Source organism: Vreelandella sp. EE27 (assembly GCF_968206495.1).
The window spans coordinates 715,743-728,060 of record NZ_OZ309109.1 but is presented as its reverse complement, the minus strand read 5'-3'; the positions used below and the strand labels follow the sequence as shown (position 1 = coordinate 728,060).

Annotated in this window: 11 protein-coding genes; 5 read left to right on the top strand and 6 right to left on the bottom strand. The window is 62.5% G+C overall.

What is annotated here, in order from left to right; translation table 11 throughout:
* The first annotated feature begins 8 nt into the window (after positions 1 to 8).
* The 3 genes from ACWHVV_RS03500 (at position 9) to ACWHVV_RS03490 (ending at position 3,060) form a co-directional block, all read left to right on the top strand.
* Entirely contained in the window at positions 9 to 743 is a 735-nt protein-coding gene (locus tag ACWHVV_RS03500; protein ID WP_447928094.1) for a response regulator, read from the top strand.
* 189 nt (positions 744 to 932) lie between these two features.
* Entirely contained in the window at positions 933 to 1,598 is a 666-nt protein-coding gene (locus ACWHVV_RS03495) for a response regulator transcription factor (RefSeq protein WP_447928093.1), read from the top strand.
* A gap of 16 nt (positions 1,599 to 1,614) precedes the next feature.
* Positions 1,615 to 3,060 (top strand): sensor histidine kinase N-terminal domain-containing protein, encoded by a 1,446-nt coding sequence (locus ACWHVV_RS03490; protein ID WP_447928092.1) that lies wholly within the window; start codon positions 1,615 to 1,617, stop codon positions 3,058 to 3,060.
* Here ACWHVV_RS03490 and ACWHVV_RS03485 read toward each other — a convergent pair.
* From ACWHVV_RS03485 to ACWHVV_RS03465, 5 genes are all read right to left on the bottom strand, one after another.
* Complete coding sequence (locus ACWHVV_RS03485; RefSeq protein WP_447928091.1) at positions 3,044 to 4,060, bottom strand: AbrB family transcriptional regulator; 1,017 nt, start codon at positions 4,058 to 4,060, stop codon at positions 3,044 to 3,046. The two genes, ACWHVV_RS03490 and ACWHVV_RS03485, sit on opposite strands and share 17 nt — an antisense overlap.
* A gap of 3 nt (positions 4,061 to 4,063) precedes the next feature.
* Complete coding sequence (locus tag ACWHVV_RS03480; RefSeq protein WP_447928090.1) at positions 4,064 to 5,569, bottom strand: tripartite tricarboxylate transporter permease; 1,506 nt, start codon at positions 5,567 to 5,569, stop codon at positions 4,064 to 4,066.
* A 9-nt stretch (positions 5,570 to 5,578) separates the two neighbouring features.
* Complete coding sequence (locus tag ACWHVV_RS03475) at positions 5,579 to 6,031, bottom strand: tripartite tricarboxylate transporter TctB family protein (protein ID WP_447928089.1); 453 nt, start codon at positions 6,029 to 6,031, stop codon at positions 5,579 to 5,581.
* Between the two features lie 44 nt (positions 6,032 to 6,075).
* Positions 6,076 to 7,089, bottom strand: coding sequence for a Bug family tripartite tricarboxylate transporter substrate binding protein (locus tag ACWHVV_RS03470; protein ID WP_447928088.1), 1,014 nt, complete (start codon positions 7,087 to 7,089; stop codon positions 6,076 to 6,078).
* Positions 7,090 to 7,205: 116 nt separating this feature from the next.
* Positions 7,206 to 8,150, bottom strand: coding sequence for an alpha/beta hydrolase fold domain-containing protein (locus ACWHVV_RS03465; protein ID WP_447928087.1), 945 nt, complete (start codon positions 8,148 to 8,150; stop codon positions 7,206 to 7,208).
* Between the two features lie 151 nt (positions 8,151 to 8,301).
* On the opposite strand from ACWHVV_RS03465, the gene ACWHVV_RS03460 reads away from it, so the two are divergent.
* Together ACWHVV_RS03460 and dauA are read left to right on the top strand one after the other, a co-directional pair.
* Positions 8,302 to 8,688, top strand: a complete 387-nt coding sequence (locus tag ACWHVV_RS03460) for a hypothetical protein (protein ID WP_447928086.1) — start codon at positions 8,302 to 8,304, stop codon at positions 8,686 to 8,688.
* A gap of 217 nt (positions 8,689 to 8,905) precedes the next feature.
* A complete protein-coding gene (gene dauA, locus ACWHVV_RS03455) occupies positions 8,906 to 10,666 on the top strand; it encodes a C4-dicarboxylic acid transporter DauA (protein ID WP_447928085.1) in 1,761 nt (586 codons plus the stop codon).
* A gap of 55 nt (positions 10,667 to 10,721) precedes the next feature.
* Here dauA and exaC read toward each other — a convergent pair whose 3' ends face one another.
* Positions 10,722 to 12,242: an acetaldehyde dehydrogenase ExaC gene (exaC, locus tag ACWHVV_RS03450; RefSeq protein WP_447928084.1), complete on the bottom strand. Its 1,521-nt coding sequence runs from the start codon at positions 12,240 to 12,242 to the stop codon at positions 10,722 to 10,724.
* Positions 12,243 to 12,318 lie beyond the last annotated feature (76 nt).

Below are 12,318 nucleotides of genomic sequence, written 5' to 3'. Positions count from 1 at the left end.
GCTTTCCTATGTCACCGACCGATTCGCATCACGCCGACGCACGGCCGCCCGCCAACCCGACGCTTCTCATCGTCGAGGACGAGCCAAAAATTGCCCGGCTGATGGCCGACTACCTGGCAAGTCACCATTTCACGCCTACACTGATCGAGCACGGCGACGAGGTACTCCCCTGGCTCGAGGCGAACACCCCGGCGCTGGTGCTGCTGGATTTGATGCTGCCGGGCAAGGACGGCATGACGCTTTGCCGCGAGATCCGCCAGCAGTGGCCGGCGCTGCCGATCATCATGGTGACGGCCAAAGTCGAAGAGGTGGACCGCCTGGTGGGGCTCGAAATGGGCGCGGACGACTACATCTGCAAACCCTTCAGCCCGCGGGAAGTGGTGGCGCGCGTCAAGGCGGTATTGCGGCGCAGCCGCGCCGCCGCCGAGCCTGCCCCGCAAGCGGCGCCGCCGTCACCGGTCACTTTGGACGACGATGGCTGGGTGGCGCTGGCCAAGGGCCAGGATTTAGGGCTCACCGCGGTGGAGTTTCAGCTTCTTCGCGTCATGATGCACGCCCCCGGGCGCATCTTCAGCCGCGAACAGCTGATGGATCACATGTATCGCGACAACCGCATCGTGTCCGAGCGCACCGTGGACAGCCACATCAAGAAGCTGCGCAGGAAAATCACCGAAGCCCTGCCCGAGCAGGAGATCATCCGCTCGGTGTACGGGGTGGGCTACAAGTATCAGCCCGAAGGTTAGGCTCTGTCTGAAAAGTGCCTACGCTCGACAATACGGCGTTAAAAATTGGCTCGTGCGCGAGTCCGATCAAAATACTCATTTACACATGTAAACTCCGTTTTTTCGCCAATTTTTGCATTGTCTTGTCTTCGCTCGTCGACTTTTCAGACAGCCCCTGGGCGTTTATCAAGGACATCGGCAGAGGCGTTGATGAAAGCGCTCATTGTAGAAGACAACGACAACCTGGCGCGCTCGATCGCCACGACGCTGACCGAGGCAGGCTTCACGATCAGCCTGGCAAGCGATGGCGCCCAGGCCCAGCACATGCTGGCCCAGGGCGGCTTCGACCTACTGCTGCTGGACCTGGGCCTGCCCGAGCTCGACGGTATCACCCTGTTGAGGCGCCTGCGTCACCAGCACGACAGAGTGCCCGTACTGATCATCTCCGCCCGGGACACGCTCGACCAGCGCATCTCGGGGCTGGAAGAGGGCGCCGACGACTACCTGTGCAAGCCCTTTTCGCTGGATGAAGTGACCGCCCGGGCCCGGGCGCTGGTGCGCCGTGCCAAGCATTTCGGCGGCGAGTCGCTCACCTGCGGCCCGCTTGAGTTTCTGCCCGACGCCAGGGAGCTTCGCGTCAATGGCGCGCCCATCGCCCTGCACCGCCGCGAGCTCGAGGTGGTCGAATACCTGATGATCAACCAGAACCGCCTGGTGAGTAAGGACCAGATCATCGACCGGCTCTCGAGCCTGGACGAACCGGTCAGCGCCGCCGCCGTGGAAACCTATATCTCGCGTATTCGTAAAAAGATTGGCCAGGAGTTCGGCCTGAAAACGGTGCGCGGGCTGGGCTACTACCTGGCGCCCCCGTCTTGATGTCGAGCGTCACCGGATGTTGAACGTCGCGACCCGACTAAAAAAGCGCATGCCCACCTCGATTCGCGGGCGCCTGCTGCTCTGGATCGGCTTGCCCTTCATTGGGCTGGCGCTGGTGATGCTGGCCTCGAGCCACGTGCTGCTTACCCGCCAGATCAACGAAACCTTCGATGCCATGCTGCTCAACGCGGCCAACCGTTTGGAGCGGCGCATTTACACCGTGGACGGTGAGCTTCAGATCAACATGCATTACTTCAGCGTGAGCACCCTGGGTAGTCGCGGCGAAGGCAAAATCTTCTACCGCATTCGCAATATCGACGGCGGCATCATTGCCGGCTTCCCGGGCCTTGGCGACCCACCCGGGCCGCTCGACGAGCCGCTTTTTTACGACGTCACCTACGCCGGCAACGAGCTGCGCGCCGTGGCGCTCACCTTCCCTTTCAACCGCAGCCGCACCCATACCGACATCGAGGTGATCGTCGCCGAGTCGAAAGAGGCGCGCTACACCCTGGCCAACGACTTCATGCTGACCTTGAGCAGCCTGATGGCTGTAACGGGTATTTTGGCCATGACGCTGGCGCTTTTCGCCATTTACCGGGGGCTTGGGCCGCTCAACGCGGTCAGCCAATCGCTTCGCCAGCGCTCGCCCAACGACCTGCACCCCATCGAGGACGACGCGCCCCGGGAAATTCACCCGCTGATCCATAGCCTCAATCAGCTGATGCAGCGTATCCGCCGCAGCATCGAGAGCACGCAACAGCTCAACGCCGATGTATCACATCAACTGCGAACGCCAATTTCCGAGCTGCGCGCGCTCTCCGAGATTTCGCTCAAGACCACTCAGGAGCCCGACACCCGCGCCAACCTGATCGAAATGCAGCGCATCGCCGAGCACGCAAGCCACACCGTGCAGCAGCTTCTCAAATACGCCAAGACCCGCCACGAGCTTTTCGACGCGACCCACCTGGAAGAAGTCGACCTGGTCGATATCTGCCGGCAGGCCTGCGCCCAAACGGCCACCGGCATCTATCAAAAGGGTCAGGAGCTCTCTTTCGAGCAGACCGGTACGCCGCCCGGGGTGCTGGGCGACCCGATCATGCTGCTTTGGATGGTCACCAACCTGATCGAGAACGCCAGCGTTCACGCCGGTGGCGGCCGCCCCTACCGGGGCAGTATCGACATCGTGCTCGAAGAGAAGCCGGGCGGCGCCGTGCTCACCGTCAGCGACCACGGCACTGGTGTCGACCCGGCAAGCCTTGGCCAACTGACCGAGCGGTTCTACCGCCATGACCCACAAACCCCGGGTAGCGGGTTGGGGCTTGCGATCGTCGAGCAGGTGGCGACCGCCCACTCGGCCACGCTAACGCTTGGCAATCGAGACGTCGATAAGCCCAAGGCGGGCGCCCAGAATGGGCGCGGGCTGGTCGTGCGGCTCGCGTTTCCGGCTATTCCGGCTGGTTGACCGCGCTTGCCAGGCGCACCATCGCCGGCGTCATGAAGATCAGAATCAGTAGCCGTAGCACGTGGTGGGAAACCACGTAGACCGGGTCGATGCCCATGACCGTGGCGATGACCGCCATCTCCCCTACCCCGCCGGGAATCAGCGCGAGCAGCACCGCCACGAAGGAAAGCGCGGTGAATGAGGCCACCAACCAGGCCATGGCCGCCGCTGCTCCCAAAGCGAACAGCGCATAGGCGATGCCGAAGCGCCCGACCTTGAGCACCTGGGAAAACGGCGTGTTGGAAAAGCGCGAGCCCACCGAGGAGCCAAGTATCAAGAAAGCGCCGAACACCAGCCAGACCGGCACCGAGTAGTCGAGACCGGCGTTGGCCAGCACCGCCCCGGCGGCCATGGGCCCCAGAAATTCCGGTATCGGCACGTTGAGCTTTCGCGCCAGCCACCAAAAAAGCGGCGCCAGCAGCAGTGCGGCGGCGTCCATCAGGTTCGGGGCGTGGGAATCGCTTGAAAGCGTTGCCTCGCCCACCAAAAGGCTTGCCATCAGCGCCGCCCCAGAAACGACGGTCACCAGGCGCAGCGAGTGGGAAATGGCGATCCAGCGCAAATCGCCATTGGCACCCTCGGCTAGCACCAGCGCCGAGTTCATGCTGCCCGGGTAGGCGCAGAACATCGCGCTTACCCGCCCCACCCCGGCGCGCGTGAAGATCCAGTAGCCACCGGCCAGCATCATCGCCATATACACGAGCATGGCCAGAACGCTTGGGTACCAGTGAATCAGCCCGGCCAGCTCATGGGCCTGAATGCGGCTGCCGATAAAAAGCCCCAGCAGCCCGATGGCGACCAGGTGAACGCGCTTGTCGACGCCGGTTTTCACCCCGGCAAGCGAGGCCCCCATCACCAGAAACAGCGCGCCCAGCATCCAGGCCAGCGGCAGTGAAAAAAGGGTGGCGACCACGCCACCCACACAACCCAGGCCCAGGGTTTTAAGCGTTCGCCCGACCATCCGCTACGCCTTTTGTGCGCGCCGCGTTTGAAAGCGCTGCATCAAGGGTTTGCCGAGCAGTGAAATCAGCAGCAGCGCCAGAATGCCCAGCGCCACCGGGCGGGTGAACAGATAGCTAAAATCGCCGCCGCTGATCTGGTACGAATGCAAAAGCGACTTCTCGGCAAGCGAGCCCAGCAAAAGCCCGATGACCGCGGCGGGCACCGAGTAGCCGTAGTGGCGGAAAATCCAACCGATCACCGCGAACACCAGCACCGTGGCCGGGCCGGTCATGTTGCCGGTCAGCCCGAACGAGCCCATCACCGCCAGCACCAGCACCGAAGGAATGAGATAGCGCATCGGCACCTTGATGATGTTAGCCAACAGCGGAATGAACAAAAGCCCCACGACGACCAGCAAAAACACCTGGGCGAAGTTGGCAAATATAATGGCGTAGACCACATCGGTTTGCTGGCGAATGAACTGCGGGCCGCCGGTGATGTTGTGCATGGCAAACGCCGCCAGCATGACCGCCGTAGCGCCGCCGCCGGGAATACCCAGCGCCAGGAGCGTCGCCATCGAACCGGCTTCCGAGGTGCTGTTGGCGGATTCCGAGGCCACCACGCCCTTGGGGTTGCCCTTGCCAAACGACTCCGGGTCCTTATCGCGGCGCTTGGTCTCCACATAAGAGAGCAGGTTCGATACCGACGAGCCCACACCTGGCACCGCACCGACGAATACGCCGATCAAGCCGCCGCGAATCATCACCCAGGGGTGGCTCAGCGCCATCCGGCAGCCACCGAGAATCTGGCCGATGCTAACCTTGCGCGACGCCTCGGACTCGACGATGAAGCTTTTATTGGCCAGCTTGAAAAGCTCCGAGGCGGCGAACATGCCCATCATGGCGGGGATGACCGGGATACCGTCGAGCAGGTAGGTTTGCCCCATGGTGCCGCGCGCCAGGCCCACTTCGCTAAAACCGATCGTACCCGCCAGAAGGCCCACAAAGCCGGCCATCAAGCCCTTGAGCACCTGCTCGCCCTTGAGGCTTGCAATCAATGTCATGCCCCACAAAATGACGATGAACATCTCGGCGGGGCCAAGCTTCAACACCATTACCGAGAGCGGCTGGATCATGATGAACAGGATCACGTAGCCCATCAGCACACCGATGACCGAAGAAGCAAGCGCTACGCCGAGGGCTTCGTTGTGCTGGCCGTTGCGCGCCATGGGGTAGCCATCGAAAGCGGTGGCGATTGCCGACGAGGTACCGGGAATGTTCATCAAAATGGCCGGAATCCCCGAGCCGAACGAGCCGCCGGTGAAGATGGCGGTCAAAAACAGCATGGCCTGAATGAAGTCCATGTACATGGTCATGGGCAAGAAGATCGCCATGGCCATGGAGATTTGAAGCCCGGGCGTGGCGCCGAAAATCAGCCCCAAAATGATGCCAGGGATGACCACCAGCCAGGGGCTGAAACTGGAAAAAAGCAGCGCCAGGCTCTGCTCTACTGCGGCAAAATCGATCATGGCGGCTCCTTAGCTGGGCAGCAGCAGTAGGGTCATGGGATAGGGCAACATCTGCGAGAAGAAAAACGCGCAGCCCAGCCCGAAAACGGCGCTAAAGCCCGTGACCAGCCAGACATTGCGCTCGCCTTTGAGCACCAGAAAAAGCGCGATGAACGCCACGGTGGCGATATCGAAGCCCAATGTTTCCAGCGAGATCACGTAGGCGGCGAAGAGCCCGACCACCGGCAGTGTCTGGTGTAGCGGCTCCTCTTCCTCGCTGGGGCGGAAAAGCGTGCCGTGCTTGATGCGTAGCCCAAGCTCCAGGGCAATGACCGCCAGCACGACCAGCGAAAGCGGCAAAATCAGCAGCAAGTTCTGGGCGCTTGCCGAGACGCTATAGGCATCCCACAGATACCAAAGGGTAAAGCACGCCAAGGCCATGAGGACCAGAAAGTCCCCATAGTCACGTTTGTTTGCGGACATGGTGATTCTCCAGGCCGGCCTTGGCGGGCCGGCCTTCAAGCGGATCAGTTAAGCAGGTGGGCGTACTGCTCGAAGACCTCGTAGTTTTCGCGCATCAGCTCGTTGGCGCGCTCCGGGCCGACCCAAACGCCGCCCATGTCGTTACGCTCGAGGTGGTCCTGCACCTCTTTACGGGCCAGCGCGCTCTGGATGGCGGAAGAGAGCGTTTCGAAGCGCTCCGGATGCTCGCGCTCCATTTCGCTGGTGACCGCGAAGCCGCGCATCGAGCCCTGCAGCACCGGTACTTCGACGTCCATCGGGGCGAGGGCTTCGTTGATCGGCGCCACGTCCCACTGCTCGATACGCTCGTCGCTGACGATGGCAAGCGGCGTCAGGAATTCGCGAATGCCTTCGCTGCCCTGGGCGCTGATCGAAACGAAATCGACCTGACCGCCAGCGACCGCCGAACGCGCTTCGCCGCCGCTGTTGTAGGTCACCAGGTTCAGGTTGTCCTGGTCGATACCGGCCTGGTCGAGCAGCAAGCGCACCATCAGGTGGCCGGCGGAGCCCTGAACCACGGCGCCGCGTACCTGGGTGTCCTCTTCACGAATGGCTTCGAGCAGCTCGGGCAGGTCTTCATAGCCGCTGTCTTCGTTGGCGGCGATCAAATCCAGGTCGAACCACTGGAAATTGATGTAGTTGAAGTCATCCACGCTGAAGTTGGCGCCGCCGGTCAAAATCGAGTTGGTCAGGTACGGGGCGAAGGTCGAGGCGTACACGGTGTAGCCATCGTCGGGCATGTTCAGCACGTAGTTGGAGGCGACCTGCGTGCCGGCGCCCGGGCGGTTGCTGACCTGGACCGGCACGCCGATTTCCTCGGAAATATAGCCGGACATCAAGCGCGCCAGGCGGTCGGCGCTGCCGCCGGTACCAAAGCCTACGATCATGTTGATCGGGCGTTCGGGGTAGTTGTCCGCGGCGGCGGGTAACGCCATGGCAAGGGAGGCAGCGGCGGCGGTAGCGCCGACCAGCAGCGATTTCACGGTCATACCAAGCGAAGTGACACTGTTTTTGGGCATAGCGTTCTCACTTTTTATAAATTTATAGATTTTGGGCAGGTCTGTGCCTGCAGTGCCCCTACGCTATGCCACGAAGCTTTCACCAACCTTGCAAACCTTCAAAAGCCAACTAAAGTCTAATCGCCCTGCCCCGCCTCAGGATTCACCTCGCGATCTACCTCTCTATCGAGAAAAGCGATGGCCGCTTTGATGGCGCCGCCGCGCAGCAGAAAGCTTCCGATATGCCCGCGGCCGTGCTGCACATAAAGTTCGGAGCGCGTGCCCTGGTCCGCGAGCGCCTGGTAGAAATCCTTGGCGTGGTCCACCGGTACCAAGCGGTCCCGGTTACCGTGGAAGACGAAAAACGGCGGGGCTTGCGGGGTGATTTGGCGCGCGGGCGAGGCCAACCTGTACGCCTCGGGCTCTTCATCCCGGGTACCGCCGATCAGGTCGGTCACCAGTTCGCCGTCGTCGAACTTCATAAGATCGCTTGGCAGGCCCCCCACCGCTGCCGCGCGCAGCCGGGTATGCGCGCCCCCAAAAGGCTCGGCCAGCGGGCCGTGTTCGCTTGCCAGCGCCAGCAAACTCACCAGGTGCGCCCCGGAGGAGTAGCCCACACCCACGATGCGGTCGGTATCGATGCGAAAGCGCCCGGCGTTTTGATGAATCCAGGCCATTGCCTGCTGCAAATCATGAAGCTGGGCGGGGAAGCGGTACTCGGGGGCGAAGCGGTAGGCGACATTGACCGTCACATAGCCCTGGCCCGCCAGTCGTTTGGCGATTTTGTCCATATCCTTTGGGTTTCGTCCGCGCCAGCCGCCGCCGTGAACGATCAGCGCCGCCGGGCGCAGGCCTTCCCCTTGGGTATCCGGCAGGCGCACTCTGGCGGTGAGCGCCTCGGGCCACTCGGGCGGTGTGTAGCGCTGGGGGGCCAGCGCCGTGGAGCACACGGCGAGCTTTTCCTGGGCCAGGGCCTGGGCGGGTTCGCCGTTCGAGGCGAGATGGGTGGCGCCGCAACCGCCGAGCAACAGCGCCAGACTGCCCGCGCCCAGGGTTTGGCGGATCCCACGCAATGCTTGCATCGATAACTCCTTTTATCTTTCGCGCCTTCATGTCTTCGCATCGAGAAGCGAAGGTCACGTTGTTTGCACACTTCGTGCAACGACTTTACACCGAGGCGTTTGATACTGCAGGAGTCAAGACATTCAACTGCATCGACAAAAGAGGTACGCCATGACGCTATCCATTCGTAAAATCGCCGCTCCTGCCCTGCTCGCCGCCGCTTTGATTCCGGTGGCATTGACCGCTCAGGCCGGGCCGCACGACGGCAAGGACCGCGAGCAGATGCGCGAACACATGCAGGAGCAGCGCGATGAAGTGTATCAGCGCGCCGAGATCAACGAAGAGAAACAGACAGAGCTCAATGAAGCCAACGCCGAGTTTTACGAGGCGATGAAGACGCTTCGCGACGAGCACAAGGAGCGCGTCAGCGAGATTCTCACCGACGACGAAGAAGAGGCTCTGAAAGAGGCCATGCGCGAAATGCACGAAGAAAGACGCGGCGAGCGCCACCACGGCGAAGGCGATAGTGAAAGCGACGAGCCGATCACCACGCAGTAAGTCTCTCTGCGCGACCCTCTCGTTATACTCTCTCGTTACACCCTCTTAGCACACCCTCTTGCCATGCCCGGCCAAGCCCGGGCATGGCGCCGTTGTAGGCCTGGCTTTTTTCTCGTCTCCCCTTCGTGAGCGGCGAATATCGGCGGCGCAGTTGTGCATCGCAGCGCCGGGGAGTAAGTTAAAAGGCTAACGTTTCCAACCGGCTACGAGGTTCTCCATGTCCCGCGCCCGCCGCCCCTCGGGAGGGGGCTTTCCCGTGCCTGGCAGTGCACTTTTGAGTGCCTGGCGCGAAGGTTACACCCTTGGCAAACTCAAGCGCGACGTTTTGGCGGGCATCACCGTGGGCGTGGTGGCCGTACCGCTTTCGATGGCGCTGGCAATCGCCACCGGCGTAGCGCCACAGCACGGCCTTTATACGGCAATCGTAGCGGGGGCGATCATCGCCCTGACCGGCGGTTCGCGCTTCAATATCTCCGGGCCCACGGCGGCCTTCGTGGTAATTTTATTCCCCATTGCGGCGGAGTTTGGCCTGGGCGGGCTGCTTTTGGCCACGCTCATGGCCGGGGCCATTTTGGTGGCGCTGGGGCTCGCCAGACTCGGCACGCTGATTCAGTACGTGCCCTACCCGGTCATTCTGGGCTTCACCGCGGGGATCGGCGTGGTCATCGCGCTGCTGCAAGTGCCGGATTTTCTGGGCCTGACCGACATTACATTGGGCAGTAGCACCCCGCACAACCTGCTCGTTATCGCCCAGGCGCTGCCCGGGCTTTCGCTTGCCGATCTCTGCGTGGGCGTGGCGACCTTGAGCGTTTTGATTGCGTGGCCGCGTTTGAAAACGCCGATCCCCGCGCCCCTGGTGGGGCTGGCGGCGGGCACGTTGGTGGCGCTACTGCTGTCGCTTTTGGGAAGCGATGTCGCGACCATCGCCTCGCGCTTTAGCTGGGAATCCCAGGGCGTGACCGGCAGCGGTATCCCGCCGTTTGCACCGGGCTTTGCGCTACCCTGGCAGTTGCCCGGGGCCAAGGGCGAGCCGCTCACCGTTAACTTCGCGCTGATCCAGGCGCTGCTCGGCCCGGCGCTTGCCATCGCGCTACTGGCGGCAATCGAGTCGCTTTTGTGCGCCGTGGTCGCCGATGGTTTGACCCGCACCCGCCACAACCCCAACGTGGAGCTGATCGGCCAGGGGCTTGGCAACGTGGTCGCGCCCTTTTTTGGCGGCATTACCGCCACCGCGGCGCTTGCCCGTACCGCGACCAATATCAAAAGCGGCGGCTTCTCCCCCATCGCGGCGCTGGTCCACTCATTCGTCGTGCTGCTGGCGGTGATCGCCCTGGCGGGGGCGATGGGCTACGTGCCCATGGCGGCACTGGCGGCGCTTTTATTCATCATCGCCTGGAACATGAGCGAGGCGCGCCATTTCGTACACACGCTGAAAAGCGCCCCGGCCAGCGACGTAGCGGTGCTGGTGATCTGTTTTCTGCTCACCGTGGTGTTCGATATGGTCATCGCCGTGGCCGTCGGCATGGGCCTGGCGGCGGCGCTGTTCATCCGGCGCATGGCCCAGTTGACCCAGACGCAGCGTGTCGAAGCAGCTGGCTCCAGCGCTGCCTTTGCCCCCGGTGTGGCCCGCTACAAGATCAGCGGGCCGCTGTTTTTCGGCGCCGCCGAGAAAGCTATGGCCACGCTGCGCGTAGTCGACCAGGACGTGCGCGTGGTGGTGCTGGATATGCACGCGGTACCCAGCCTGGACGCCTCGGCCATGATCGCGCTGGATACCCTTCTAGGCGAGCTCGATGAACGGGGCGTTGGGGTAATCATGGTGGGGCTGGCACCGCGCATGGTGTTGAAACTCAAGCGCGCCGGTATCCGCCGCGCAACCGGAAAACTCGCGGTCACGGCCAGCCTCGATCAGGCAAGCCGCCTGGCCGAGCGGTGGCTTGCCGACAGCCAAGCGGCAGGCGAAAAAACGCCGGGGTAGCCCCGGCGTTTATAGCGCGCTTATTCGCCCGGCCAAGCCGGGCCTGGTGTCAGGCTTAGAAAAAACCCATCGGGTTGATGTCGTAGCTCACCAGCAGATTCTTGGTTTGCTGATAGTGCTCGAGGGCCATCTTGTGGGTTTCACGGCCCACGCCGGACTTTTTGTAACCCCCGAAGGCCGCGTGGGCCGGGTATTGGTGGTAGCAGTTGGTCCACACGCGCCCGGCCTGAATGCCGCGGCCCATGCGAAACGCCACGTTGATATCGCGGCTCCACACGCCCGCGCCCAGGCCGAACTCGGTGTCGTTGGCAATCGCCAGCGCTTCTTCTTCGTCCTTGAAGGTCGTCACCGACACGACCGGGCCGAAGATCTCCTCCTGGAAGATGCGCATCTTGTTGTTGCCCTTGAGAATCGTCGGCTCGATGTAGTAGCCGCTGTTGTAATCCCCTTCGATGCTCGCCTTGTTGCCGCCGGTCAAAAACTCCGCGCCCTCTTCCCGGGCCACGTCCATGTAGGACATGATCTTGTCGAACTGCTCTTGAGATGCCTGGGCGCCGACCTGCACGTCGGTGTCCAGGGGGTTACCGCGTTTGATGGCCTTGGTGCGCTCGAGCACCTTGACCATGAAGTCATCGTACATGCTCTCTTGGACCAGCGCCCGGGACGGGCAGGTGCACACCTCGCCCTGGTTCAAAAACGCCAGCACCAGGCCTTCGACTGCTTTATCCACGAAGGTGGGCTCGGCGTTCATGATGTCGGCGAAGTAGATGTTCGGCGACTTGCCGCCGAGCTCCACCGTGGAGGGAATGATGTTCTCGGCGGCGCACTTCAGGATATGCGAGCCCACCGGCGTTGAGCCAGTAAAGGCGATCTTGGCGATGCGCTTGCTGGTGGCCAGGCTCTCGCCCACCTCCTCGCCAAAGCCATTGACGATGTTGACCACGCCGGGCGGCAGCAGGTCGCCGACGACCTTCATCAGTTCGAGAATCGAGGCCGGGGTCTGCTCGGCGGGCTTCAATACCACGCAGTTGCCCGCGGCCAGCGCCGGCGCCAGCTTCCATACCGCCATCAGGATGGGGAAGTTCCAGGGTATGATTTGCCCCACCACGCCCAGCGGCTCGTGAAAATGATACGACACGGTGTTGGCGTCGATATCTGCAGCACTCCCTTCCTGGGCGCGGATGCAGCCAGCGAAGTAGCGGAAATGATCCACCGCCAGGGGCAGGTCGGCATTCAGGGTTTCGCGCACCGCCTTACCGTTGTCCCAGGTTTCCGCCACGGCCAGCATCTCCAGGTTCTGCTCGATGCGATCCGCCATCTTGAGCAGAATATTGCTGCGCTCGGCGGCGGAGGTCTTGCCCCAGGCGGGGGCGGCCTTGTGGGCAGCGTCCAGGGCCTTGTCGATATCCTCGGCGCTGGAGCGGGGGATCTCGCAGAACACCTGGCCGTTCACCGGGCTGATGTTGTCGAAATACTGGCCTTTCTCGGGTGCGACGAACTCGCCGCCGATGTAGTTACCGTAGCGTTTTTCGAAGGTGACGAGGGCGCCGTTATCGCCTGGGTTTGCGTAGATCATGGTTAAGCTCCTGAGCGTTATGATTATTGAACCACCCCTCAGTGTTGGTCACCCAGCGTCCAAACGAAATCACCCA

Bases quoted from the DNA above. Each gene is read 5' to 3' on its own strand.
- ACWHVV_RS03465 (WP_447928087.1), bottom strand. From the start codon at position 8,150: ATGCAAGCATTGCGTGGGATCCGCCAAACCCTGGGCGCGGGCAGTCTG.
- ACWHVV_RS03495 (WP_447928093.1), top strand. From the start codon at position 933: ATGAAAGCGCTCATTGTAGAAGACAACGACAACCTGGCGCGCTCGATC.
- ACWHVV_RS03475 (WP_447928089.1), bottom strand. From the start codon at position 6,031: ATGTCCGCAAACAAACGTGACTATGGGGACTTTCTGGTCCTCATGGCC.
- ACWHVV_RS03485 (WP_447928091.1), bottom strand. From the start codon at position 4,060: ATGGTCGGGCGAACGCTTAAAACCCTGGGCCTGGGTTGTGTGGGTGGC.
- ACWHVV_RS03480 (WP_447928090.1), bottom strand. From the start codon at position 5,569: ATGATCGATTTTGCCGCAGTAGAGCAGAGCCTGGCGCTGCTTTTTTCC.
- ACWHVV_RS03470 (WP_447928088.1), bottom strand. From the start codon at position 7,089: ATGCCCAAAAACAGTGTCACTTCGCTTGGTATGACCGTGAAATCGCTG.
- exaC (WP_447928084.1), bottom strand. From the start codon at position 12,242: ATGATCTACGCAAACCCAGGCGATAACGGCGCCCTCGTCACCTTCGAA.
- ACWHVV_RS03460 (WP_447928086.1), top strand. From the start codon at position 8,302: ATGACGCTATCCATTCGTAAAATCGCCGCTCCTGCCCTGCTCGCCGCC.
- dauA (WP_447928085.1), top strand. From the start codon at position 8,906: ATGTCCCGCGCCCGCCGCCCCTCGGGAGGGGGCTTTCCCGTGCCTGGC.
- ACWHVV_RS03500 (WP_447928094.1), top strand. From the start codon at position 9: ATGTCACCGACCGATTCGCATCACGCCGACGCACGGCCGCCCGCCAAC.
- ACWHVV_RS03490 (WP_447928092.1), top strand. From the start codon at position 1,615: ATGTTGAACGTCGCGACCCGACTAAAAAAGCGCATGCCCACCTCGATT.